The organism is Flavobacterium magnum, from assembly GCF_003055625.1.
Classification (GTDB): Bacteria; Bacteroidota; Bacteroidia; order Flavobacteriales; family Flavobacteriaceae; genus Flavobacterium; species Flavobacterium magnum.
In genome coordinates this window covers 437,086-462,073 of the sequence record NZ_CP028811.1, presented here as the reverse complement: position 1 = coordinate 462,073, position 24,988 = coordinate 437,086, and the positions used below count along the sequence as shown (strand labels likewise).

At 47.3% G+C, this 24,988-nt stretch carries 19 protein-coding genes; 8 read left to right on the top strand and 11 right to left on the bottom strand.

Going from position 1 to position 24,988, the window contains the following annotated elements:
- Positions 1-27: 27 nt before the first annotated feature.
- From HYN48_RS01780 to HYN48_RS01760, 5 genes are all read right to left on the bottom strand, one after another.
- Positions 28-2,760 carry a BamA/OMP85 family outer membrane protein gene (locus tag HYN48_RS01780; RefSeq protein ID WP_108369500.1) on the bottom strand — a complete coding sequence of 911 codons (2,733 nt, stop codon included), beginning with the start codon at positions 2,758-2,760 and terminating at the stop codon, positions 28-30.
- Positions 2,693-3,433 (bottom strand): undecaprenyl pyrophosphate synthase, encoded by a 741-nt coding sequence (locus HYN48_RS01775; RefSeq protein WP_108369499.1) that lies wholly within the window; start codon positions 3,431-3,433, stop codon positions 2,693-2,695. The genes HYN48_RS01780 and HYN48_RS01775 overlap by 68 nt, the downstream gene beginning before the upstream one ends.
- Before the next feature lie 3 nt (positions 3,434-3,436).
- Entirely contained in the window at positions 3,437-4,120 is a 684-nt protein-coding gene (gene porG, locus HYN48_RS01770) for a type IX secretion system protein PorG (RefSeq protein WP_108369498.1), read from the bottom strand.
- A gap of 169 nt (positions 4,121-4,289) precedes the next feature.
- Complete coding sequence (locus HYN48_RS01765; RefSeq protein WP_108369497.1) at positions 4,290-5,174, bottom strand: NAD kinase; 885 nt, start codon at positions 5,172-5,174, stop codon at positions 4,290-4,292.
- 73 nt (positions 5,175-5,247) lie between these two features.
- Positions 5,248-5,907, bottom strand: coding sequence for a CBS domain-containing protein (locus tag HYN48_RS01760; RefSeq protein WP_108369496.1), 660 nt, complete (start codon positions 5,905-5,907; stop codon positions 5,248-5,250).
- Between the two features lie 106 nt (positions 5,908-6,013).
- Here HYN48_RS01760 and HYN48_RS01755 point away from each other — a divergent pair, with 106 nt between their 5' ends.
- The 6 genes from HYN48_RS01755 to clpX all read left to right on the top strand — a co-directional run bounded on the left by HYN48_RS01755 (position 6,014) and on the right by clpX (position 11,681).
- Complete coding sequence (locus HYN48_RS01755; RefSeq protein WP_108373274.1) at positions 6,014-6,727, top strand: pyridoxine 5'-phosphate synthase; 714 nt, start codon at positions 6,014-6,016, stop codon at positions 6,725-6,727.
- Between the two features lie 268 nt (positions 6,728-6,995).
- Entirely contained in the window at positions 6,996-7,763 is a 768-nt protein-coding gene (locus HYN48_RS01750) for an alpha/beta fold hydrolase (RefSeq protein ID WP_108369495.1), read from the top strand.
- The gene (locus tag HYN48_RS01745) at positions 7,760-8,116 is read left to right on the top strand and encodes a phage holin family protein (protein ID WP_108369494.1); all 357 of its coding nucleotides are present in this window, start codon (positions 7,760-7,762) and stop codon (positions 8,114-8,116) included. Before HYN48_RS01750 ends, HYN48_RS01745 begins: the two co-directional genes overlap by 4 nt.
- Before the next feature lie 87 nt (positions 8,117-8,203).
- Complete coding sequence (tig, locus tag HYN48_RS01740; RefSeq protein ID WP_108373272.1) at positions 8,204-9,529, top strand: trigger factor; 1,326 nt, start codon at positions 8,204-8,206, stop codon at positions 9,527-9,529.
- Positions 9,530-9,673: 144 nt separating this feature from the next.
- Positions 9,674-10,378: an ATP-dependent Clp endopeptidase proteolytic subunit ClpP gene (clpP, locus tag HYN48_RS01735; RefSeq protein WP_108369493.1), complete on the top strand. Its 705-nt coding sequence runs from the start codon at positions 9,674-9,676 to the stop codon at positions 10,376-10,378.
- Positions 10,379-10,448: 70 nt separating this feature from the next.
- A complete protein-coding gene (gene clpX, locus HYN48_RS01730) occupies positions 10,449-11,681 on the top strand; it encodes an ATP-dependent Clp protease ATP-binding subunit ClpX (protein ID WP_108369492.1) in 1,233 nt (410 codons plus the stop codon).
- 89 nt (positions 11,682-11,770) lie between these two features.
- Here clpX and HYN48_RS01725 read toward each other — a convergent pair whose 3' ends face one another.
- The 3 genes from HYN48_RS01725 to HYN48_RS01720 form a co-directional block, all read right to left on the bottom strand.
- Complete coding sequence (locus HYN48_RS01725) at positions 11,771-14,227, bottom strand: outer membrane beta-barrel protein (protein ID WP_108369491.1); 2,457 nt, start codon at positions 14,225-14,227, stop codon at positions 11,771-11,773.
- Between the two features lie 111 nt (positions 14,228-14,338).
- Positions 14,339-14,491 (bottom strand): hypothetical protein, encoded by a 153-nt coding sequence (locus HYN48_RS15250; RefSeq protein WP_181248502.1) that lies wholly within the window; start codon positions 14,489-14,491, stop codon positions 14,339-14,341.
- A gap of 49 nt (positions 14,492-14,540) precedes the next feature.
- Entirely contained in the window at positions 14,541-16,055 is a 1,515-nt protein-coding gene (locus HYN48_RS01720; RefSeq protein WP_108369490.1) for a GH3 auxin-responsive promoter family protein, read from the bottom strand.
- 173 nt (positions 16,056-16,228) lie between these two features.
- Between HYN48_RS01720 and HYN48_RS01715 the strand changes: the two genes are divergently transcribed.
- Positions 16,229-17,023 (top strand): DUF2797 domain-containing protein, encoded by a 795-nt coding sequence (locus HYN48_RS01715; protein WP_108369489.1) that lies wholly within the window; start codon positions 16,229-16,231, stop codon positions 17,021-17,023.
- A gap of 41 nt (positions 17,024-17,064) precedes the next feature.
- On the opposite strand, the gene HYN48_RS01710 is transcribed toward HYN48_RS01715, so the two are convergent.
- Together HYN48_RS01710 and sppA are read right to left on the bottom strand one after the other, a co-directional pair.
- The gene (locus HYN48_RS01710) at positions 17,065-19,662 is read right to left on the bottom strand and encodes an AsmA-like C-terminal region-containing protein (RefSeq protein WP_108369488.1); all 2,598 of its coding nucleotides are present in this window, start codon (positions 19,660-19,662) and stop codon (positions 17,065-17,067) included.
- A gap of 162 nt (positions 19,663-19,824) precedes the next feature.
- Positions 19,825-21,588: a signal peptide peptidase SppA gene (gene sppA / locus HYN48_RS01705; RefSeq protein ID WP_108369487.1), complete on the bottom strand. Its 1,764-nt coding sequence runs from the start codon at positions 21,586-21,588 to the stop codon at positions 19,825-19,827.
- A gap of 199 nt (positions 21,589-21,787) precedes the next feature.
- Here sppA and folK point away from each other — a divergent pair, with 199 nt between their 5' ends.
- Entirely contained in the window at positions 21,788-22,921 is a 1,134-nt protein-coding gene (gene folK / locus HYN48_RS01700; RefSeq protein ID WP_108369486.1) for a 2-amino-4-hydroxy-6-hydroxymethyldihydropteridine diphosphokinase, read from the top strand.
- Here folK and HYN48_RS01695 read toward each other — a convergent pair.
- Positions 22,914-24,986 carry an Ig-like domain-containing protein gene (locus tag HYN48_RS01695; RefSeq protein WP_108369485.1) on the bottom strand — a complete coding sequence of 691 codons (2,073 nt, stop codon included), beginning with the start codon at positions 24,984-24,986 and terminating at the stop codon, positions 22,914-22,916. The two genes, folK and HYN48_RS01695, sit on opposite strands and share 8 nt — an antisense overlap.
- Positions 24,987-24,988: the final 2 nt, after the last annotated feature.

The following is a 24,988-nucleotide window of genomic DNA, read 5'->3' as shown; positions in this document are numbered from 1 at the left end:
TTGTTTGTATTAAAAACGGCTGCAATCCTAGAATTGCTGGCCTATGATGAAATGTGTCTCCCATCCGTTCTTGCCTGTACCGCCTTCGACCGCATCAAACCCATGGCCGAAATCAATTCCCAGCAATCCGAATGCAGGCATGAAAACCCTCAACCCGAAACCGGCCGAACGCTGCAGCACAAACGGATTGTACCTTTTATTGGCATCGCGGTCATAACCTGCACCGGCTTCGAAGAAAGTAAGCGCGTAAATCGACGCCTGACTTTTCAAAGTTAACGGATATCTCAACTCAAACGAAAATTTATTGTAAATTGTTGCACCGTTTTGATTTCCCTGCGTGTCGATAGGGGTCAACGATTGATTCGGATAGCCCCTCAACTGGATGGTTTCTCTGCCGTCAAGCGCAAAATTCGCCAATCCGTCGCCGCCGATGTAAAAACGCTCAAACGGCACGTTACCCCTTTCGCTGTTGTAGTTCCCTAAGAAACCGAATTCAGCCAATGAACGGAGCACTAAATTACCATAAATTTTGGTATACCAATCGGCTTTGAATTTAATTTTATAGTATTCCAGCCATTTGAATTTCTCCTGATCTACCTTTGACTGGTCTGCGGCGGCGAGGGTAAAATCATCCACAGGTTCGCCTTGGGCATTCACATAAGTCGTCCCTGCCGGGAAAACCTGGTTGTTGTATACGATATCTGTGGCGTTTCGTAGCTTGTATTCCTGCTTGTCTCCCAGGCTGCCATAATCAATGCCGTTGATTAGTGAATACGGTGGCGTGAATTTAAACGAGAGGCTGAATTCCGATCCGTAAGTTGGGAAAATCGGGTTGAAACCTTTGTTATTCCGCTTGACTTCGACAGTATATGCGAGGTTTCTTGAGGATCCGTTACCGAAAGTAAACAATCCCGTGTTGTAATTGTTAAGGTCGTAATACTGGAAGCTCAAGGCCTGTGAGAAATACGACGAGTTGTCAGGGACGGTAAGCCTTTTGCCCAAACCGACCGACAGCGAAATGATGTTGAAGCTGCGGCTGCGGTCGACCGAATTCGAGGAATAATTGTTTAAGAACTGCTTGCTGTACGAAAGCGAGGTGTTGAAGCGCACCGGTTTTTTGCCACCGAACCAAGGCTCAGCAAACGAAAGGCTGTAGGTCTGGAAATAGCTGCTTCCCTGAAGGCGCAAAGACACCTGCTGGCCGTCTCCCATCGGGATGGGCTTGTAAGCTTCCTTATTGAACAGATTTCGCATCGAGAAATTGTTGAATGACAATCCGAGTGTTCCGATGAACCCGCCACCGCCGTATCCGCCCTGCAATTCTATCTGGCTCGAACCTTTTTCGACAAGATTGTATTCAATGTCTACAGTGCCGGCCGCCGGATCCACATTCTTGAACTTAGGTTCGATGGCTTCGGGGTCAAAAAAGCCCAATTGCCCGATCTCACGGATGGTCTGCACCAACGCTTCCTTACTGTACTTGTCTCCGGGATGCGTCAGCAATTCGCGGTAAATGACTTTATCATTGGTCTTGTCGTTGCCCACTACAGAAATCTTGTTGAAGTAAGCCAACGGCCCTTCCATAATCCGGATCTCAAAATCGATGGTGTCGTTATATGTCCTGGTTTCGACCGCGTTGATCGTCGAGAACAGGTAACCGTTGTTTTGATATAAATTGGTGATGTCGTCTGCATCAGGCTTGGTCTTATCAGCAATCCTTTTTTCAAGCAGCACGCCGTTATAGGTATCGCCCTTCTTGATGCCCAGCATGCGGTTGAGGCTTTGGTCCGTATAAATGGTATTTCCGAGGAATTTGATATTTCCGAAATAGTATTTGTTGCCCTCTTCCAGTTTGATATTGATTGCGATCTTATTCTTTTTCTTATCATAAGATACGCTGTCCGAGATGATGCGCGCGTCACGGTAGCCCTTTTCCTTATACTTGGAAATGACGTTGTCCAGGTCCTCCTCGTATTTTTCGGAAATGAATTTCGAAGCCTTGAAGATCCGTATCGGGTTCTTTACCTTCGTATTTTTCATCGCCTTGCGCAGTTTGGCATCTGAAAGTTTTTGGTTGCCTGAGAAGTTGATCGCACTGATCTTCACTTTGTCGCCTTTGTCAATCCGGATGAACATCTTGACCTGGTTCGTGGTGGTGTCCGCCTCAGTGTTGATGTTGACTTTGGCATTATAATACCCGTCTTTGCGGTATTTGTTTTCGATGTAATTTTTAGTGGTGGTGATCAGGTTTTCATTCACGACCATGCCCTTGGTGAGCTTGGTGTCCTTAATCAGCCCTTCTGCTTTCGATTTCTTGACACCGGCAATTTTGGGTTCGCTGAGTTTTGGTAATTCGTTGATATTCAGCTCCAGGTAAATGCTGTCGCCTTCAATTTTGTTTACATAAAAATTAATGTCATTAAAAAGCCCGAGTTTGCCCAGTTTTTTAACCGCATTACTGATTTCCTCGCCCGGAACCGTAATGCGCTGCCCTTTCTCAAGGCCGGTAAAAGTGACCACGGTTTGCTGGTTGTAGCTGATTTTTCCGGTGACATCGATGTTGGCTAAGTAATATGGGGTTCCTTGTTCAAATGGGATCCTGTCTTCATCATCCTGCGCGAGTACCGGGGTAATACTTCCAAGAAAAAACAGGGTTAGGAGTAGTTTTATGCTTTTGTTTAACACTAAGAAATTATTTAATTTGTTCACTTGTTTTTCCAAATCTCCGCTCACGCTTCTGGTAGCTGACGATGGCCTCATATAAATCCTGTTCTGTAAAGTCAGGCCACAAAACATCGGTAAAATACAATTCTGCGTAAGCGATCTGCCAAAGCAGGAAATTACTGATACGGTGCTCACCGCTGGTCCTGATCAATAAATCTACATCCGGTAAATTTTGCGTGTAAAGATGCTGATTAATAATTGATTCGTCAATAGCGTCAATTGAAATTATATTATTTTTAACTTTACCACTGATGTCGCGGACTGCCGAGATGATTTCATCCCTTGAGCCATAGCTCAATGCGAGCGTTAACGTCATGCGGCGGTTGTCTTTTGTCTTTTCGATCACTTCAGAAAGTTGCCGCTGGGCTGATGTGGGGAGTTTGTCCAGATTGCCGATTGAGTTGAGCCTGATGTCATTTTGCTGCAGCGTTTTTTCTTCTTTCTTCAGCGAATTGATCAGGATTTTCATCAGGGCCTGGACTTCAAGCTTTGGCCGGTTCCAGTTTTCGGTGGAAAAGGCATACAATGTCAGGTTTTCGATACCAAGACGCGCACAGGTCTCTACAATGACTTTCACTGATTTTGTTCCGTTTTCATGCCCGATGGCACGCATAAAGCCTTGCTTTTTTGCCCAACGCCCGTTGCCGTCCATGATAATGGCGATGTGTTTCGGCAAATGCGCCTTATTTATAGTATCCTTCAAATCCATAAGCTATTCCGGGCAAAAACAGGGGGAATTCCCAAAAGTGTAGGTAAGTGTAAATCCGGTAAATACATACCAGTCGTTGCTGTTGATGTTACCGAATTTCAATTGCTGGTACTGGTCACTCTTTGGCGTGCTGCCGTCAATATCATCTGCAAAGGTATAACGCGCCCCGATTTCAAAACCGAGAATCAATTTCGGGGTGATGTTGCTTTTGATACCGGCAACCATGGGGATGGCAAGGGAATTGCTCTGGTCGTCCACGCGTGTCGTGCCATTTTGCACATATTGTGAGTCATACCTGAAATAACTCAGGCCGCCATATATATAAGGTGTGATTTGCCTCCGGAGGTCGTGAAGGTCAAAATCGAAAAAGTCAAATTCAAGTCCGGCCGACAATTCCTTGACACTATTGTCAAATGAATAGCCGCGGTCATGCCTTCCCGGGACTTTGGAGTTGGCATCGTCAGAGGCGAGCTTGGCGTATGTAAAAGAAGCCCTCCATGAATGCCTTGGGCTGCGGTTCCATTTGTAAAGGATTCCTATCGCCGGTTCATTCGGATTGATGTAATTTGTCGGTCCGACATCGCCTATGAAATTACTGGCGCCGGCAAACAACCCCACTTCATGGATTTGTGCCTGCATCAGCGAAAACATACAAAAGCAGATAAGCGTCGGAAATAATCTTTTCATTCTTTTCAAAACAGCGTGCAAATATAACAATTATGAGTACCAATCAATCGCCTATGCGGTCAAATCTGAGTTTTATTTGGCCCGGCAGCGATTGCTCCGGAGCGATTCCGGAAGCTTCTAAAACGGAATGCCGGCGCGTAATCGTATAAGTGACGCGGGAAATTAACGTTTAATTCCGCTTGTCCTCACCCCAAAGGAGTTTGTTCCGCAGGGTTTTCAGGAACGTCTCGCCGGGGATTTCCACCATATTGATTTTGAAGGGGTTCTTGCTGATCGTGAGGATGGATTCGTTTTTGACCGAAGCGATCCTCGAATCCAACGACACGAGGTACTGCTGTTCCCGCCCTGAGACCTTGAGTCGGATTTCGGTTTTGTCCGGAATCACGAGTGGCCTGGCGTTGAGGTTGTGTGGTGCGATCGGAGTGATGACGAGGCTCTCGACATTAGGAGTCAGTATCGGGCCACCGCAACTCATTGAGTAGCCTGTGGAACCCGTGGGGGTGGCAATGATCAGCCCATCAGCCCAATATGAATTCAGGAATTCACCGTCAAGATACGTGTCGATCGTAATCATGGATGTGGTGTCCTTACGGCTTACCGAAATTTCGTTCATCGCAAAATTAATTGTCGCAATGTCGTCGTTGACCGGCGAAGAGGACACGCTTAACAGCGTCCTGGGCGAAAACGTGTAATTCCTGTCAATGATAAACTGCATGAAGGTCGAAATGCTTTCCTTCTGCACCATGGCCAGAAACCCGAGCCTGCCGGCATTGATCCCAAGAATAGGTATTCCCGAATCGCGCACAAGTGTCGCCGCGCGTAGGATTGTCCCGTCGCCGCCGATACTGATCATCATGTCAAACGAGGCGTCGAGCTCGGTGTGTGAGCTGAAAGTCCGGTAGCTTTTTTTGATCAGTTCCTTTTCGTAGAGCATGTTCAGGAACTCTGCCTCAATCACCATCTCCACCTGATTCTCGTTGAAGAACACGAAAATATCCCGGATTATCGGCTCGGTGCTGTTTTGGTAATATTGTCCGTAGATGGCGACTTTCATTAATCAGATCGGTTTGAAACCGGTTAAATGGGAAATTTGAAACCTACTCATTTCCAAAAACCATGGGTCTCATTTATATGTTAAGGTATTTGTCCAAATAATCTGAGCGCTCCTTGAGGCTGTTCAGGTAATTGTCCTCGTTGTGTTCCGAAATAATCTCATAATCATAACGCCGGAACGTCTGGATGATGTCATTGATGCTGCCCAGCGCGATCTTGACGGTAATCTGGATGGTGTCGTTCGTGGTGGCTGATACAAACGTACCGAGGATTTTCGCATTGTTGCTTTCGACAATCTGTACGACCTGGCCCATTGAATAATCGAGTATGCCTTTTTCAACAATGATAATACCGCCTGGATCTTTTAGAAAAGGGGTGTCGTTGAAAAACTTAACGATGTCGGCGATTTCATAATATCCGGTGTATTTGTTCTCGTCGTCCAGGACGGGAACGACATCGGTATGATTCCTCGCAAAAACTTCAAGTACGTCGAACCAGTTTGTCGATGTCCGTGCAAAAAACACTTCGATGGCATAGCGATAATTCGCAAGCGTTTTACCGGGCTCGAAGGTTTCCACATCTTCCGCAGACACGCTCCCGATGTATATCCCTTCTTCCACTACAGGAAAATGCGAGAAACTGGCCTCGGCAAAAAAGTCCTGTATTTCGGCGACCGTATCCTTGCTGTCAATAGGCCTGAAATCGCGGTTTATAAAATCTGTAATTGTATTCATAGCAAATAAATTCAGTGCAAATTAATCAAATTTTAGTACAAAACACCTGCTTTAACTTTGTATTTTTGTAAGCCGTAACTGCATATATCATGCCAAAAGGATGACCATGACCAAATTAAGCGTAAACATCAATAAAATCGCCACACTCCGCAACGCGCGCGGCGGAAACGTCCCGGATTTGCTCAAGGCTGCGGCCGACATCCAGCGTTTCGGGGCACAGGGCATCACCATTCATCCGCGTCCCGACGAGCGCCACATCCGGTATCAGGATGCACGCGATCTTAAATCTATAGTATATACGGAATTTAACATCGAAGGGAATCCGGAAAAAAGTTTCGTCGATCTCGTGCTTGAGATCAAACCCCATCAGGTGACACTCGTTCCCGATGCGGTCGACGCCATCACGTCCAATGCCGGCTGGGATACGATAAAACACAAAAGCTTCCTGACTGAAATGACCCGCGAATTCCAACGTAACGGCATCAGGGTATCGATTTTCACCGATCCGGTTTTGCAGATGGTTGAAGGGGCGAAAGCGGTTGGTACCGACCGGATTGAACTCTACACCGAAGCGTTTGCGCACCAGTACGGTTTAGGGAACAGCGAGGCGATAAAACCGTATTATGAAGCGGCGGTTTTAGCCAATGAGCTCGGACTCGGACTTAACGCCGGACACGACTTAAGCCTCGACAACATTCAGTTCTTTAAACAAAATATCCCGGGATTGCTGGAAGTGTCCATCGGCCACGCGCTGATTTCCGAGTCGTTGTATCTCGGCCTTGACAATGTCGTCAACATGTATTTACAGAAGTTAAAATAGTGGGGCGTGCCCCCGTTGCGGAATGATGGCGTAAATGTCATGTCTGTTTTGCAACGAGGTCGGGCTGTCCGTTGCAATCTTTTTTTGCAATTCCGCGGTGCTGCATTGAAGATTTCCCTTCGCTGCGCTTCGGGTGATCAAAAAAAGGATTTCCACTGCCATCCCTCACGCGATCCCGGGCCCGATTCGCTGATCAGGTCAACTTTAAACCTAACCCGAGGCGTAGCCGAATTGTATGGCGCGCCGCGGAATAAAACTTTAAACGAGAATGCTCTACTCCAAAATCGAAGGCTCCGGCCAGCCACTCTTAATCCTCCACGGATTCCTCGGCATGTCCGACAACTGGAAAACGCTTTCCGGACAATTTGCGGCGGAGGGATTTCAGGTCCACGCGCTGGACATGCGCAATCACGGGCGCAGCCTGCACTCAGCTGACTTTACCTACGCCACGATGGTGCAGGATGTCGCGGAATATGTGCGATTCAACCAGCTTGCAATGGTCGACATCATCGGACATTCGATGGGAGGCAAGATTGCAATGTTTTATGCTACGCAAAATCCCGACAGCGTGCGGAGGTTGGTTGTCGCCGACATCGCGCCGCGTTATTATGCGCCGCACCACCAGGATATTATGAAGGCCCTGAATGCCGTCGATTTTTCCCTGAAGCCTTCACGCCAGCAGGTCGATGACATCCTATCCGGTTATATCCGCGACTTTGGGACAAGGCAGTTCCTGATGAAAAGCCTGTATTGGGAAGAGCCCGGTCAACTGGGCTTCCGTTTTAACCTGAAAGCGTTCAACGATTCAATCGACAATATTGGCGAAGCCTTACCTGCTAACGCCATTTTTACAAAGCCCACCTTGTTCCTGAAAGGTGAAAAATCACAATACATCTGCCCGGATGACGAGCCTGAAATCCGTCACCACTTTCCCGACTTCGACATCGTTACGATCCGGGGCGCGGGACATTGGCTGCATGCCGAAAACCCGGCGGATTTTTTTGAAGCCACTATAAACTTTTTGAAGAGACAATGAAATACATCCTTAGATTGTTAGTAACCGCCGTGTTGGTATTGGTACTGTCAAACCTGCCCGGCGTGCATGTGCAGGACTTCCGGACGTCGCTTATCGTGGCGCTGGTATTGTGGCTGCTGAATCTTTTCGTCAAGCCCATACTGGTACTGCTTACGCTGCCCGTCACTTTGTTCACTTTGGGGCTGTTCCTGCTGGTAATCAATGCGCTGATCATTATGCTTTGCTCAAGCCTGTTCCAGACGTACCGACTCGGGAATTTCCATGTCGACGGGTTCATGACCGCATTCATCTTCAGTATTTTGTTGTCGGTTTGCCAATCGGTCTTATTCCGGCTGACTGATAAGAAAGGGTAAGTGCGCTGCCGTTTCGTAAGAAAATATTAAAATTTGCCCGACTGCCAAAAATGTGCTAATTTTGCGCCCAATTTTATGAACAACAACATGAAGATCACCAAGAAAAATATTGACGATTTAAATGCCATCGTTACTGTCGAGGTTAGTAAGGAAGATTATGCTCCGAAGGTGGAATCCGTTTTAAAAAACTACGCGAAAACCGCTACTATTCCAGGATTCCGTAAAGGTGCGGTGCCATTGAGCATGATCAAAAAACAATACGGCAAAGCTGTCCTTCTTGAAGAAGTGAACAAAATCCTGCAGGAAAACCTGAACAATTATCTTAAGGAAGAAAAGCTGGACATACTCGGCAATCCGCTGCCTAAAGCAGACGAGCAATTCAACTGGGACGCTGAGGATTACAGTTTTGATTTTGAACTGGGCCTCACGCCGGCGTTCGATATCGACCTGGCCGCTGCCAAAAACCTAACCCAGTACAAGATTGTTGCCGACGACAAGATGCTTGACGACCAGATTACAAGGATCCGCAAGCAATATGGCAAGATGATTTCCAAAGATACCGTGGAGGCGGGTGACGATATTGCCGGTACTTTCAACAATACCGAGAAAGGCATCAGCAATCCGGCGCAATTCACTTTGGATGTGTTCAAGGATAAAAAACAGGCGGATCAATTCATCGGGAAAAAAGTTGGAGATGTCGTGACTTTGAATACCAAAGGGCTTTTCCCTGATGACCACCAGTTGATGGATTACCTTAAGGTAGGCCATGATGATGTTCATGGTCTTGATATCGATGTAGATTTTACCATCGAAGAGATCCACACTTCGGAGCTCGCGGAAATGAACCAGGAATTGTTTGACAAACTTTTCGGCGAAGGAAACGTGTCGTCAGTAGAGGAAATCAGGGCCAAAATTAAAGAGGATGCGGAAAGGCAATTTGAATCGCAGGCAAACCAGAAGTTCCTCAATGATGTGATCGAGTATTTATTAAACCACACTAAATTTGACCTTCCTGCGACATTTTTGAAAAAATGGATCCAGACCGTAGGTGAGACGCCTCTTAACGCGGCGCAGGCTGAGGAAGAATACGCAAAATCAGAAAAAGGCCTTCGCTACCAATTGATCGAAGGCAAAGTAATGTCGCAGAACAACCTCCAGATTACATTTGAGGAGTTGAAGGATTACACCGCACAGATGATCCGCAGGCAAATGGCGCAGTTCGGGCAAATGGACCCTACTGACGCAGATGTCGACGGTATCGTGGCCCGCGTCCTGTCAAACCAGGAGGAAATCAAGAGGATTTCCGATCAGGTGATGAGCGAAAAAATGCTGAACCTTTACAAGGAGGCCGTGAAGCACGAGGTGAAAGAAGTCACCTATGATGAGTTCATCGCTGCGTCGTACGGAGAATAATTTCGGCATAAATGATTATATTTGAGCGCCAGAATGTCAGTTCTGGCGCTTTTTATTGTTTGAAAAATTTTGGAACGGAATTTGTAAGAAAGAATCGCGTCCAACGTTTTTACGTTACATTTAAACTATAATAAAAAATCAACCATGAATTACGGAAAAGACTCGAGAGCAGCGCTCGAACAGGCGAAGCAGTTTAAAAAATTCGCTACAAAGCACCAGGGTGTAAACGCCATGTATTTCGATAAGATCGTCGGCGCGATGACACCGACCAATATGACCCCTTACATCATTGAGGAACGACAACTTAACATTTCACAGCTTGATGTTTTTTCAAGGCTGATGATGGACCGGATTATATTCCTCGGCACAGGCATCGACGACCAGATTGCCAATATCGTCCAGGCACAATTGTTATTCCTGGAAAGTGCCGACGCCTCAAAAGACATCCAGATATACATTAATTCTCCTGGCGGAAGCGTGTATGCCGGTCTTGGGATTTATGATACGATGCAATACATCAAGCCTGATGTGGCCACAATCTGTACCGGAATGGCCGCCTCAATGGGAGCCGTATTGCTCTGCGCTGGTGCTGCAGGCAAACGTTCGGCATTGCCGCATTCGCGCGTGATGATCCACCAGCCGTCAGGAGGCGCACAGGGTGTTGCCACAGACATGGAGATCAACCTGCGTGAAATGCTGAAACTTAAGGAAGAATTGTACCATATCATTGCGAACCATTCAGGCCAGTCATACGACAAGGTGCATAAGGACAGTGAGCGCGACTACTGGATGAAAGCGGATGAAGCCAAGGAGTATGGTATGATTGACGAGGTATTGCGGAGAGGATAGATTTTACAGGTGTCAGGTTTAAAGTTGGGGAACAACTCCACTTTAAACCTTATGCCTTAAACAAAATAAAATGGCAAAAGAAGTATTAGAGTGTTCATTCTGTGGTAGGAAAAAGCCAGAAACAAGCCTGTTGATTGCAGGAATCAATGCCCACATCTGCGACCGTTGCATCGAGCAGGCACACGGCATTGTAATCGAGGAACTTAAGTCGGCCGGCGGAGCCAAACTCATCGGTGACCTGATCCTGAAAAAACCAAAGGAAATCCGGGCATTCCTGGACCAGTACGTAATCGGGCAGGAGCAAACCAAGAAGGTGATGTCCGTGGCAGTATACAACCACTACAAACGGTTGACGCAGCAGAAGCAGGATGATGATGTCGAAATCGAAAAGAGCAACATCATCATGGTTGGGCAGACGGGTACCGGAAAAACGCTCGTTGCCAAAACCATAGCCAAGATGCTTGATGTTCCGTTAGCGATTGTTGATGCTACGGTGCTGACGGAAGCCGGTTATGTAGGTGAAGATGTTGAAAGCATCCTTACGCGCCTGCTCCAGGCGGCTGACTATGACGTCGCCAAGGCCGAACGCGGGATTGTTTTTATCGACGAGATTGACAAAATCGCACGCAAGAGCGACAACCCATCGATTACGCGCGACGTGTCCGGTGAAGGCGTACAGCAGGCGTTGCTGAAGCTGCTTGAAGGCACCGTGGTGAATGTGCCGCCAAAGGGAGGCAGGAAGCACCCCGACCAGAAATTCGTAGAAGTCAATACCCAGAATATCCTGTTTATTGCAGGCGGCGCTTTTGACGGTATTGAAAGGATTATCTCCAAGAGACTCAACCGACAGGCAGTGGGTTACAGCACTTCGAAAAATTCGGACAACATCGATAAGGACAATCTGCTGCAGTACATTATCCCGAAAGATATTAAGGATTTTGGACTCATTCCCGAAATTATCGGTCGCCTTCCCGTGTTGACGCATATGGATCCGCTGGACCGGGAGACATTGCGCGCGATACTTACCGAGCCTAAAAATGCCCTGATCAAGCAGTATAAGAAGTTGTTCTTAATGGACGAGGTGGCATTTTCGATTACAGATGAGGCGCTGGATTTTATTGTAGATAAGGCATTGGAATACAAACTGGGTGCCCGCGGATTGCGGTCCCTGTGTGAAGCCATCCTTACCGATGCGATGTATGACCTGCCCGGATCGGATGACAAGCACCTTGAAATCGACGTTGATTATGCGAAAGAGACTTTAAACCGGAACCTCCTCAAACGCCTTGAAATCGCGTCTTAAACATTTGATCACCATAAAAAAACTCCCGCCTTTGATTCCGGCGGGAGTTTTTTTTGAGATATGTCCAACAATTGGATCAGGGCTTTGGGCTACTTGAGCATTCCGCCACCCTGATTGGTTTTGTCGATATTGATGTCTGTATTCTCTTTCTGGAGTTTCTGATTTCCAAAGTTCCACGTTAGAGAAATACGGAAGGTGCGGGAATCCTGCTTTTCATAAAAGTGGGTATTGACGTTGCTTCCCTTCACAAACGCATTAACCTCATTCGCATTGAAAACATCAAAACAGTGCAGTCCCAGCTTGAGTTTTTTGTCCATAAAGTCCTTATTGAATGAGATATCGAATTGCTGTATGGGCTTGTCGATTCGGTAAATCTCGTAAATCCCTTTGGGCATGATGAAATAATTCATGTTGTTCGTAATGCCCCAGGGCAGCTGGATCTGTGACTGGGCTCCGTAGGTGATCAGTCCGTGATTGCGAAAGCCGCTGCTGTACCCTTTGGTCATCATTTTTCCGTAATTCAGGTTTACGAAAATATAGTTCATCTTGTCGATCGTACTCATGCGTTTTGCAAATTCCTCTTTTCCCTTAAGGAAGTAGTCCAGCGGGATTGGAAAGTTCATATAAGCATTAAAAATCTCGGTTTTTTCAATCGAAATGAATTCGCGGTTGCTCACCAGCTCGTTTTCTTTTGCCGAAATGATGAACTGCGTATTGTCGCGGATATCCATGTAATTGGCACCAACCTGCACATAATCAAAGGCCGAAAATTTCAGTTCATAGTTGTTGAAAAAAATCGGCTCCAGTGTCGCATTCCCTTCAGAAGTATTGTATTTATTGAAGATATTGCTGCTGTTCGGATCAAGCATGAAGTAACCCGGCTGGGAAATCCTTCGGCTGTATGACGAAGTGATGTTCATTTGGTCGTTCAGCGAATACATCAGCGTCACGCTCGGGAAAAAATTCGTGTTGTTGAATTCAATCTTGTCCGCAATCGTACTGGCCGCCCGTTCTACACGGTAATCCTCGAAACGCAACCCGGCAGTAAAATTAAATTTTTTGTACTTTTTCCGTACTTCTCCATAAAAAGCCAGGTTGTTTTCCTTGTAATCGAAATCAATCAGCGAGCCAAACTGCCCCGACCCGAAAATATCGTCCGTTGGGCTTTCAAAGTTGTAGCGGCCCAGGTCACTGACTTTTACCATATTGTACTTCCCGCCGGTGCTGAGGGACAGGTCGTTTTTAAATGGAAATGTGAAATCGTATTTGAGGTAATAATTGTCAATCTTGAAATTGGCATCGCTGTTGTCGAAACTCCCCGTCCCATTTTCTATTGCCATGGCTTCGCGGCCACGGTCCTGGCGAAGCAGGTTGCTGTAGGCTGTAACATCAAGACTTGTCCCGATGGTATCGATTTTGAGTTTATACTGCAGGCTCAATTCATTATTGGTGCTCGGTTTCTTGACCAGGCCATTGCTTTTAAAATCAATGCCGTCGGCTACAGTTGATTGGGTCTCCACAAATCGATCATTTCCCAGATTCAGGTTGTAGTTGAACAAGAGGTTCGACTTTTCATTAATCTTATAATTGGTTCCCGTCCGCCAATAAAAATTTCTAAAGGTCATCACGACTTTATTGTCATTGTCCAGGATTTTTGGAGGATTGAAAGAGGTGAATTCGCTCACCGTTTTGTTGCGGTTTTCACCTTCAATGTAATTATAACCGATCATGGTCTGCCAGCTTAAATCGCCCTGCTTTCCGTTAAGCAACACCTGCGGACTTGGTTTTTGGTATTTATTGAAATTGTAATTGATGTTGAAACTCGCATTGATTCCTTTCATTTTTTTGGAAGAAGTGACGATGTTGATGACAGATCCGCTTGAATTCGCGTCGTATGCTGCGCCGGGATTGTAAATCAATTCGACCTTCTCGATCGCATTTGCAGGTAAAGTGGCCAGATAATTTTCCAGATCGGTCCCGCTTAAGATACTCGGCACGCCATCGATGTAAATCCGCACCCCTTTGCCGTTAAGCGATAAATTGCCGCCGGGCCCTTTTACCACACCGGGAAGCCTCCTCACGGCGTCAAGGCTGCTGCCGCTGTTGAGCATGCCGTTTTCGCGCACCCGCACCGTGGTTTTATCGGACTCGATTTTGACAAACTGCTTGCGGCTGCCAAATATCGTGACTTCATTCAGGTTGTTTGTTTTTTGGCTCAGCCGCACTTCGACACCCATGTCCTTCGTTTGTCCGGTCACCTCAAAAGTGGTTTTTGCGGTTTCATACGCTACCCCGGATACGGTCAGGGAATACATCCCCGGTGATAAGTTTCCATTGTAGGTGTAAGTGCAGCCCGTGGTTTCAAACAAACCGATTTGTTCGGTTGTTCCATTTACGGTGCGTTCAATCAGTAAATTTCTTTGATTTTGGTCCGATTCACAGGGGGTGAAATCTGACGGACACTTCATGGTGATCGTAACAGGATGTTGCTGGGCAGATGCAAAAATGCCCGTGAGCATGAGTAATGCTGTAAGGTAAGGTTTCATGGGTTATTGATTTTTGATTGATGATTATGCAGTAGACCACTTTGTGCGTAATTTGTTACAGCTTCATCAGTAAAAATCAAAAAAAATCCCGCCGGAGCGGGAATTACTATTTTAAACGACCGGCTTTTGATCCGGATGATCCGTTTTGCGGGATTTTTCTTTTTCCGCTTTGACATAACGTTTGCAGCAACTCCAACCGCTGCTCGCACACGAAGCAAACAATAATCCGGAAGCCATTAAAAGGAGGACAGTGGTTTTTTTCATAGCATCTTATTTTGGTTGTAGTAGTGCAAATACCGTGCCAACCAGCGTGTTAGGCCTGTAATTGCATCAATTGTTCAATGTAATGGCGTTCATTTGAAAGTCTCGGGATCTTATGTTGCCCGCCAAGTTTATCCTGGTGTTTCAGCCAGTCATAAAACAGGTTTTCCCGCGCCACATTGACCACAGGTTCTTTTAATGTCATGTTATTGAAGCGTTTGGCTTCGTAATCCGAGTTCAGCGACTGCAACGTCTCGTCGAGTACCTTACTGAACAGTGCCATATCGTCAGGTTGCTGCCGGAACTCGATAACCCATTCGTGTGCGCCTTTTTCCCTGCCCTGCATGAAAACCGGTGCGACGGTATAGTCGATTACTTCGGTGCGTGTGGCCTGGCAGGCTTTGGCAATCGCATTGTCTGAGTTTTCAATGATGAGCTCCTCGCCGAAAACATTGATATGGTGTTTGGTGCGCCCTGTCACCCTGATTCGGTACGGGTTCAGTGACGTAAACCGCACGGTATCGCCGATCTGGTAACGCCATAGGCCGGAATTGGTCGTAATGATGATTGCGTAATTCTTATCCTTTTCGACTTCCGAAAGTCGGATGATTTTTTGTGCGGGTGTTCCGTAGGTATCCATCGGGATGAACTCGTAGAAAATGCCGTAGTCGAGCATCAGCAGCAAATCATTGGAATAATTCAGGTCCTGTATGGCAAAAAAGCCTTCCGACGCATTGTAAATCTCATAATACTGGAAGTCTGCTTTGGGAATGATCTTTTTGTACTGTTCGCGGTACGGATCAAAACTCACGCCCCCATGGAAATACACCTCGGCATTCGGCCAGATTTCGGAAAGGTTATCCCGACCCGTTTCTTCGAGCATTTTGTTGAGTAAAACCAACATCCACGAGGGAACGCCCGCAAAACTTGTGACGTTCTCCATTCGGGTTTCATCGACAATGGCCTTGAGTTTAATCTCCCAATCGCTCATCAGCGACACGCGGTTGCTGGGTGTGCTGCTGAATTCGGCCCACATCGGCATGTTCTCGATCAGGATGGCCGACAAATCACCGAAAAACGTATTGTTGTCCTCATACAATTGCTTACTGCCGCCAAGTCGAAGGCTTTTGCCGGTAAACAACTGAGAGTCCTCATTGTTGTTCAGGTAGAGGCACAGCAGGTCTTTCGCGGCCTTGTAATGGCAATTTTCCAATGCCTCGCCGCTCACCGGAATGAATTTGCTTTTGGCATTGGTCGTGCCGCTTGATTTGGCAAACCACTTGATCGGGGTGTTCCAGAATATATTCTGGCCGCCCTTGCGCGTCTGTTCAATCATCGGCTCGAGATCTTCGTAAGTGGCAACCGGCAGCCGCTCGCTGAAATGCTGGTAGGAACGTATGGACTCGAAATCGTAGCTTTTTCCGACCACGGTATTTTCAGCGCTGCGCACCAGGTTCATTAAAAGTTCTTCCTGGACCTCGTTGGGATATTTGATGAATAATTCAATCTGATGGATCCTTTTTTTTAATATCCAGGATGCGACCGAATTGATAATTGGTAAGGGCATAAGTTGATTTTAGATTTATGATTTCAGAGTTTATTACGCCGGCGCCGGATACAAATCGGCTTCGGCCCGGGTCAGATTTACAACGAAAACCATAACTTTACATCGTTATCACCAAAAGTAAAAATAAAACTGATACGCCGCACATAATCTGAAATCTAAATCCGAAATCACCAATGAACTACGAGGGTGTACTTACAAAAATGCAGACCGAACCCGGTAACCCGATCCAATATTACCTGGTATTTGAATCCGACTTCCTCCACATGAACCAATTGCTGGGGCATGAGCTCGAAATCACTTTTTCGGGTCATCAATGCCTTAATTGCAGCAAATCCAAGAAAGTGTACCGCCAGGGATTTTGCTATGACTGTTTTTATTCGAGTCCTGCAGTCGGCGACTGGATTATGAAGCCCGAACTCAGCACAGCACATCTGGGCGTCGCTGATCGAGATCTCGACTATGAATCTGCGGTGCAGTTGCAGCCACATATCGTGTATCTTGCCCTGTCAAGCGAAGTGAAAGTGGGCGTGACGCGTAAAACACAGGTTCCCACGCGGTGGATCGACCAAGGCGCCGAGAAAGCGCTCGCAATTGTAGAAGTGCCGAACCGCTACCTTGCCGGAATCACGGAAGTCGCCTTGAAAGCACATTTTTCAGATAAGACCAATTGGCGTAAGATGCTTACCAACGAAATCGTTTCGCTCGATTTGTTGTCGCACCGGAATGAAATACTCGAAAAACTGCCCGACGAGGTGCGCGGGTACTTTGATGTCGACAAAGCCGAACTTTACGAATTGGAATATCCTGTGCTGGAATACCCGAAGAAAATCAACAGCCTGAATCTTGACAAGGAATCGTCTTATAAAGGGAAATTAATGGGCATCAAGGGGCAGTACCTTATATTTCAGGATGGTACGGTGTTTAATATCCGGGGTTTTGAAGGGTATAAGGTGACGATTGAAGTCTGACGAGCGACAAATTGAGACCATCGCCAAACTTTTGGGTAACCCTACTTCTTTTCGTCCGTTTTTTTGTTTTTGTTGAAAAGGCCGTTAAGCAGGTCTTTGGCTTTGGTCTTCACTTCCGTCTTGACCTCTTCTTTGGTGGAAGGCGTGGTTTTGGTAGAATCCTTTTTACCCCCGATGAGGTTGCCCAGCGCTTTGGTACCTTGATTGATCAATTTGTCTTTTTGCTGTTTGACTAACTGTGACGCCAGGTTCGTAACCGCTTGCTTCATATCCGTAGTCACTTTCGGATTCTTGAAAGTACCGGTAATATTGGCCTTAACGGGAATATTATCCACTTTGGCAGCATCGGCCGGCGACAGTTGTGCGAGCAATTTATTGACCTCGGTACCGAGGTACTTCGCGGGAACATCAAAACCGACGTTATAGACTAGCGACTGGTCGAAACCGTGCTGTCCCTGCAGGTTGATCTTGATGTCCTGGTATTTCAGTGTGATGGGTTTCAGGCTCACTTTTCCGTCGTTAAAAGTGAGGTTCGCCTTCAGGTCATTGAAATTGATTTTTTTCAGGTCAATGAATTTGACGTTGTTGCTCAAAGTGTTTAACAACTCCGAATTACCCGCATTCACCGTAGTTGACAGGAACTGCCCGAAAAGATCTCCCGAAAGCGATTTCAGGTCCGGCGTCATTTCCTTGGCATCGAGTTTTCCGCTCAGTTTTATGGTCGAATTGAGTTTTCCGTTGATGACTCCTGCAATCGGCGCGATGCTCTTCATCATGTCAAGCTGCGTGAAAGTTTGCTGGATGTCCACTTTATTCAACCCGAGGTTCATGTTGAAGACGGGTACTTTCCCCTTTGTGGAAACGTCCCCGTTCAAAGCAATCATCCCACCGAAAATATTCGTTTTGAGGTTCTCCAAGGTTACTTTCTGGTCCTTGATAATCACTTTGCCGGTCATATCCCGGAGCACCAGGTTGTCGTACAGTACGGTATTCATTTTTGCCGAAAGCGTACAGTTTAGAAATGCCGGGATCTTAATGGCTTCCTGTGCGGGAGCAGTAGTCTTGGTGTTGGGCGCTTCAGTCGTCATGAAGTCGGATACGGCAAACTGGTTTGATGTCAGGTTGAAATTCCCTTTAAGCTCCTGATTTTTGAACATATATCCGTAAAAATTATCCAGTGTGCCATTGACACTCAGGTCTGTTTTTCCGGTTTTGGCATTGAACTGTTGCAGGTTTACGCGGCTCGGATTGAAGGCGACCACAGCCTGGCTGATATCGAGCGCTTTCCCCTTTTCATCGGTGTAGCGGAAGCCGGAAAGGCTTACCGTTCCCTCATTCCGGATATTTTGGTATTGGCTGGTTTCAACCGATTTCATGTCGAACCGCGTCTTTACGTCGGCCTTTAATATTCCCGATAATGGCTTATCGAGTTTGATAGGGTAAGCCTTGGAAAGGTTAGCCAGGTTGACTGTTCCTTTCAGCGCAGCGTCAACCATGGGGTTTACCGTTACGTTCTTAATATTGGCGTGTGCGTCAAATACATCCTGATCAATACGGAACGCCAGTTTATCCAGGTTCACATAAGTGTCGTTCATAATCCCGCTGTCGTTTACCACTTTCATGTCAACTACAATGTCCTGAACAGATTTTGGCAGGTTAGGGTATTGAAAGGAAGCGTCGTTTGATGCCATTTCTATGCTGAATTTTGGGACTGTCGTATCCGTCAGCATGCCTTTTGCAAAACCTTTCACACTAAAGTTTCCGGTGGTCTTAACATTTTCAAGGCTACCCGAATAGGCTGACGGGATCAACCCAAGAAAGTTCTGGAAATCTGATGTCGGCGTCCTGAATGTCAGGTCGTATTCCTGCCCTTCGTCGGCAAGTCGGAGGAAACCGTCGAATTCCAAAGGCAGTTTATTGATCAGCGCCTTGTTGTTCTTGAAGGTATATTTATTTTGCGCCATGTCGATTCCGAGCACCGCGTCGAGAGAAAGGGCGACGTTTTTCATATAGTTGACCTTATCCATATCCAAAGATACCCTGGCTTTCGAGGTCGTTGTAAGGTCCAGTTTGTCGTTTGTAAAATCCCCGGTACCTTTGTGGTCAAGGCTGTCGATGACCATTTTGATTTTGGAGCGTTCGTCGAAATACGTAAAGCGTAAATTCTTGACTTCATACTGCTTAATCTTCAGGGAAATCGGATCGCCTTTGGCATTGTCCTGTTCTTTTTCATCTTTGAAGGCGATGTCAAAATTGCCTACGCCGTCCTTGTTGAACAGGATGTTGACTACGGCATTCTCCGATGAAATCGCTTCGATATTCATGGGTTCATCCTTGCCTTTAAACAGCTCTTTGATTGACATCTCAAAGTTTAGTGTGCCCATTGAGACCAGCGTATCGCCTTCAAACGGTGCCTTGTTGATAATAAGCAACTTATCGACCGATACCGTTGCTTCGGGAAAATTCCGGAACAGGCTCAGGTCCGCGTCGGCAAACGATACTTTCGCATCGACTTTTTTGTTGATCGCCTCGGCAATCTTAGCCTTGATCTGGTCTTCGAACAGGTAAGGAATTGCAAACAGCGCTGCAATCAGCAACAATAAAACAATACCGGCAATCTTCAGGATTTTCTTAAGCATGACAGGAATTTAAGAAGTAAGACAATGTTATCTTACAAAAATAGCATAAGTATCCTATTTGCGTTTTAATCTTTTCACAAAAAATCCGCCATTACAGCGGATTTGGTTTGATTTGTGGTAACAACGAGGTTTAAGTGCAATAAACCTCCGGAAGTTAATCGCTTAGCGGATCGTCATTTCGAACGGCATCAGCGCCTGAACACCTTTGCGCGCATTAACCTGCTTTACTTTTTGCAGCAGCTCGTAGTTCTCCGCACCTATTTCTTCCTTAATCAGGCTTTCCTTCGTTTTGACAAACGGGAATCCTGCCAACAGGTCACCCAGTTTTTTGTCGTACTCGGGGAAGTTTTCGGTACGGTAATCCTTGACCCTGGCGAGTTTGGCAGCGGCCTTAAGTGCATCGTCCATGCCGCCGATCTTGTCGACTAAACCGATCTTAATGGCTTCGGCGCCGGACCACACCCTGCCTTGTCCGATGGCATCTACCTCTGCAAAACTCATTTTCCTTCCGGTTGCCACACGGGTGACGAATGTGTTGTAAATGCGTTCAACCCCTTCAAGCGTTTGGGTCCTCATGTCGTCGCTTAGCGGGCGGAACGGACTGTATTCCGCTGCGTTTTTATGTGTGCTGACGACTTCCGTATTGATGCCTGCTTTTCCTGCCAGCCCCGTAAAATTGGGCAACATCCCAAATACGCCGATGGATCCGGTAATGGTACTTTCCTCGGCGAAAATCTCATTGGCGTTACACGCAATGTAATAGCCACCCGATGCCGCATAATTCCCCATCGAGACGACGACGGGTTTGGTTTTTTTGGTAATTTCGATTTCCCTCCAGATCAGTTCTGACGTCATGGCACTGCCGCCCGGGCTGTCAATACGCAATACAATCGCCTTGATGTTCTTGTCTTCACGTGCTTTTTGCAGGGCGCGGCGCATCGATCCTTCGCCGATATAATCGACATCACCTTCGCCGCCTTTGATTTCTCCCTGTGCATAAATCACCGCGATCTTATCGGAACTGTCGCCAAAACTGCCGATGGTGTTGATTTTTTTAGCGTAATCGGCAATATCAACACTGTTGTAGTCTTTGTCTTTTTTCACTTTTAGTGCCTTTCGGATGCCCGCTTCATATTGGTCCTGGTACCCGATTTTGTCGATCAGCCCGGCATTTTTCGCCATTTCGGGCGTACGGGCAAGCAGGCCGTCGGCGATAGCATTGAGTCGGTCGACCGGGATATTCCGGCTTTTTGAAATGTCATTTACCACCCCATTCCATAAGGAATTCAGTAATGCGGTAAGCTGCTCCCTGTTGGCATCACTCATCTTGTTATCAAGGAAAGGTTCAACGGCGCTCTTGTATTTTCCGTGCCGGATGACTTCCATCTTAATGCCGGTCTTGTCCTGAAAATCCTTAAAAAACATCAGCTCGGTCGAAAGGCCTTTGAATTCCATATCACCCGTCGGGTTCAGGTATAATGTATCGGCGACCGAATTGAGGTAATATTCCCTTTGCACGTAAGTGTCGGCATAAGAAACGACAAATTTACCGGACTTCTTAAAATCAACCAACGCATCGCGTACCGCCTTGATTTGTGCCATCCCCAGCGCGCTGTTGTTATTCAGGATGGAAATGCCTTTGATTTTGTCGTCTTTCCCGGCTTCTGAGATCGCGTGAACGACGTCCGTAACGCCGACGGACGTATTTTCCGAGAACATCGTAACCCACGGGTCCGTAAATTTACCGGCATAATCGTGGCTGATGGTGCTGAGGTCGAGATTGATGACTGAGTTTTCCTTCACCCGCACTTCATCTGAACTGCTGCTGCCCACGATGATACCGATAAGCAGCACGAAGAAAAAAGATAATACGCAGAAAATGAAGAGCCCGACAATGGTGGCGAGAACGTTGGATAAAAATTTCATGGGATTTTATTTTTTGGCATTAGTACTGATTCGAACCGATTTGTTACAGGTCTACCGGACGGGCGCAAACAGCAGGCGTGGTATTGTGTCGAACCGGACCCGGACATTAATGTTGTAATTTAGCTAATTTCGTTCACTTTCCACTTTCAACTTTTCGCGTTCGACTTTCCGGGTAAATTTACTTAATTTGCGCACCATTATGAACCTGCAGCATCAAGCCATCATTTCCATCGGGAGCAATAAGGGCGACCGCGACGAAAATCTTCGCCGGGCCATCTCGCTCATCCACCGGACCACGGCCACGGTAGTCAGGGTTTCCACGGTTTATGAAACACCGGCATGGGGATTTGAAGGTGAGGCATTTTACAATTGTGCCTTGCTGGTCCATACGCATAAATCGGCGCCCGGCCTGCTCAAGTCGCTGTTGTCAATTGAAGCGCAATTGGGCAGGCGACGCGAGAAGGGCGCTGGTTACCAATCCCGCATTATAGATCTTGACATCATCTCTTACGGCGATGTGATTATCGAAAGGAAGCAATTGCAGGTGCCGCATCCGCAGATGGATCACAGGATGTTTGTATTGCTTCCTGTCAAGGACATAAAACCCGATTTCGTGCATCCTGTTTCTGGTAAGACGATCAGCGCGATTATTGCAGATTGTGAGGATAAAAGCCTGTGTAAGATGGTCCCGGGTTTTCGATCGCCTGTCGAACCAATCAAACTGGACCGTTTCAACTATATTGCAATTGAAGGTAATATCGGCGCCGGGAAAACCACTTTGGCCTGCAAAATAGCTGAGGATTTTAACGCGAAAACGGTTCTGGAGCGTTTTGCCGATAACCCGTTTCTGCCAAAGTTTTATAAAGACCAGCCGCGGTATGCGTTTCCGCTCGAAATGTCATTCCTTGCCGACCGTTACCAGCAGTTGTCGGACGACCTGGCGCAGTTCGATTTATTTAAGGATTTCATTGTCGCTGACTACCACATTTTCAAGTCACTGATTTTTGCCAAGGTAACCCTGAGCGAGGATGAGTACAGGCTGTACCGCAAGCTTTTTGAAATCATTTACAAGGAAATGCCTAAACCTGACCTGTATATTTATCTTTATCAAAATACGCCGAGGTTATTGGAAAATATCAAAAAAAGAGGCCGCAGCTACGAACAGGAAATACCGGCAGCATACCTTGACAGCATCAACCGGGGCTATCTCGATTACATCAAATCACAAACCGGGCTGAATATCCTTGTGATCGATGTCTCGGATAGGGATTTTGTAAAAAGGCAGGAAGACTACCTTTACATTCTCGACGAGATTGCCGGCAAAATTACCTGACCAGGCTAAAGTGTCCCCTGATCTCAGGCTGGCTGTTGCTGATCCTCATTACATACCAATAATCATCCGAAGGCAATGGCTTGCCAAGGTGCGTGCCGTCCCATGAGGTGTTTTGCGGGTTCAGCATCGTAATCAGTCTCCCGTAACGGTCGAAGACTGACATGCTGGAGCCGGGCAAAAGCACCATCCCGGGAACGAGGAGGCGGTCGTTTACGCTGTCGCCGTTCGGCGTAAAAAATGCCGGTACCACAACGATAATAAAGTCAAGTTTGTCATCCCCACAACCGTCAACCTGTCGTACGTGGGCAGTATGGACTCCGCCATCTGCGAGCGTGAATACATTTAAATCCTGGTACGGGCCGTTGTCCACCGCAAACTCGAAAGCCCCTGTGTTGGCCAGATTGATAGTGGCTGTCGTGCCGACCACGGTAATATCATCAATGATCGGTGCGCTTTTTTCGGTTACCGTAAATGTTTTCACAGTGCTGCAGCCTGACGCATTGGTCACCGTCACCGTGTAAATTCCTTCAGCACTGATTGTAATCTGCCTTGTAGTGGCGCCGGTTGACCAAAGATAACTCACGTCGGAAATCCCTGCGTCCAATAGCGTTTGCGTTCCTTCGCAAATCGACTTACTTTCATCGGCTACGACCGGCTTTGGTTTGATTGTTACGGGTACTGCCTGCCTCGGGCCCGAAAAACAGTCGTTGTTTTTTGCATCGACATAATATACCGTGTCTTCACTGAGCATGGGCGTATTGAAAGTCTCGCCGGTTTGTAATAATGTACCTCCGGTTTCCTGGTCGTACCATCGCACCTGGCCTGTGCTCGCAGTGGCTTGCAATACCACGCTTCCTTCGCAGGCAGGCGGTGGCAGCTGTACGGTTAATAACGGCAAATCATTGATGGAGGCCGTTACCGGGGTTCGCGTAGCCGTGGCGCATCCGGGCTCATACGGGTCAGCGTAATAGGTTGTTGTCGATGTGAGGAACGGCGTAGTGAAATTGTTCCCGGTAGCAAGCAGGTTTCCGCCTACGGGACTGTCATACCATTTAATAACACCGAAACCGGTAGCGCTGAGGTTCAGCGTGCCCACCCCGCAACGCGATGCCTGTACCGTCGAATCAATACTTGGAATGGAAATGGTTGCGCTTGTCGCAATTTGCAATACGGGGTCACCGGGCATCCCGCCATATTCCACGATATAGCCTTTGGGCTGGTAATTCCCTGTGGTATCGCCGGTATTTGACAAGTCATTCCACGATCCCGCAATCCCTACGCCTGGCGCCGTGATGTGGGCATAATTTTCATTGCCGAGGTTGTTGGGTTCGGAAGTGTTCCAGAAAGCAAAATTGGTGGTGCTTCCCCCCACGCCACCTGTCCAGAATACAGTACCGGCCTCGGGACCGGTCACCCATTTCCAGGTGCCTTCAACCTCGGCGTCGCTGCCACCGATCCATCCGGCGCCGGCCGCCTGCTCACCGGAGAGCTGCGCTTCATCAGCCGCGGTTATTGTGGCCAGATAGCCTTCAAGGCCGTAATAGGTACTGGCCGCTGCGGCTGTCATGGCATCGGTCCAGGTAATCCCTAATGCCGGGACATACATGTAGTAGTGCTGCGTAGAAGGCAGGTAATTGGCCTGCCCGACGCTGATTGAGAAATTCCGAATGCCCGAAGGATTCGCCTGCAAACTCGTGTAAACGATGTCTTCAATGGCTGCTTCGAACGCGGTGTAAGGAACGGGAATTGCTGCAGGGCTTTTTAGCGTAAGTTTTCCCTCGGCACTATTCCAGCTGCTGACAATCAATGGGTGGGAACCGTTGAGCACCAACTGCTCCTGTCCTGTCTCATATCCTGAGGAAATCTGGATGTACATGGCATCGATTGCGCTGTCGTCGGGATCTGTGATGGTCATGTCGGTTACGATATGAAGCGGCGTACCGGGACAATAGGTCTGGTTTCCGGTGGCTGTAAGTACCGGGGGCTGGTTTTGCGCGACCATTTCTGCGGAAGCAATAAACAGCAGCAAGCTAAGGACACGGGTATAGGTTTTATGCAAAATCATTT

Bases quoted from the DNA above. Each gene is read 5' to 3' on its own strand.
- folK (WP_108369486.1), top strand. From the start codon at position 21,788: ATGAACCTGCAGCATCAAGCCATCATTTCCATCGGGAGCAATAAGGGC.
- HYN48_RS01775 (WP_108369499.1), bottom strand. From the start codon at position 3,433: ATGGATTTGAAGGATACTATAAATAAGGCGCATTTGCCGAAACACATC.
- clpP (WP_108369493.1), top strand. From the start codon at position 9,674: ATGAATTACGGAAAAGACTCGAGAGCAGCGCTCGAACAGGCGAAGCAG.
- HYN48_RS01780 (WP_108369500.1), bottom strand. From the start codon at position 2,760: ATGAGGCCATCGTCAGCTACCAGAAGCGTGAGCGGAGATTTGGAAAAA.
- porG (WP_108369498.1), bottom strand. From the start codon at position 4,120: ATGAAAAGATTATTTCCGACGCTTATCTGCTTTTGTATGTTTTCGCTG.
- HYN48_RS01725 (WP_108369491.1), bottom strand. From the start codon at position 14,227: ATGAAACCTTACCTTACAGCATTACTCATGCTCACGGGCATTTTTGCA.
- tig (WP_108373272.1), top strand. From the start codon at position 8,204: ATGAAGATCACCAAGAAAAATATTGACGATTTAAATGCCATCGTTACT.
- HYN48_RS01755 (WP_108373274.1), top strand. From the start codon at position 6,014: ATGACCAAATTAAGCGTAAACATCAATAAAATCGCCACACTCCGCAAC.
- HYN48_RS15250 (WP_181248502.1), bottom strand. From the start codon at position 14,491: ATGAAAAAAACCACTGTCCTCCTTTTAATGGCTTCCGGATTATTGTTT.
- HYN48_RS01695 (WP_108369485.1), bottom strand. From the start codon at position 24,986: ATGATTTTGCATAAAACCTATACCCGTGTCCTTAGCTTGCTGCTGTTT.
- HYN48_RS01750 (WP_108369495.1), top strand. From the start codon at position 6,996: ATGCTCTACTCCAAAATCGAAGGCTCCGGCCAGCCACTCTTAATCCTC.
- HYN48_RS01710 (WP_108369488.1), bottom strand. From the start codon at position 19,662: ATGCTTAAGAAAATCCTGAAGATTGCCGGTATTGTTTTATTGTTGCTG.
- HYN48_RS01720 (WP_108369490.1), bottom strand. From the start codon at position 16,055: ATGCCCTTACCAATTATCAATTCGGTCGCATCCTGGATATTAAAAAAA.
- HYN48_RS01745 (WP_108369494.1), top strand. From the start codon at position 7,760: ATGAAATACATCCTTAGATTGTTAGTAACCGCCGTGTTGGTATTGGTA.
- sppA (WP_108369487.1), bottom strand. From the start codon at position 21,588: ATGAAATTTTTATCCAACGTTCTCGCCACCATTGTCGGGCTCTTCATT.
- clpX (WP_108369492.1), top strand. From the start codon at position 10,449: ATGGCAAAAGAAGTATTAGAGTGTTCATTCTGTGGTAGGAAAAAGCCA.
- HYN48_RS01765 (WP_108369497.1), bottom strand. From the start codon at position 5,174: ATGAAAGTCGCCATCTACGGACAATATTACCAAAACAGCACCGAGCCG.
- HYN48_RS01760 (WP_108369496.1), bottom strand. From the start codon at position 5,907: ATGAATACAATTACAGATTTTATAAACCGCGATTTCAGGCCTATTGAC.
- HYN48_RS01715 (WP_108369489.1), top strand. From the start codon at position 16,229: ATGAACTACGAGGGTGTACTTACAAAAATGCAGACCGAACCCGGTAAC.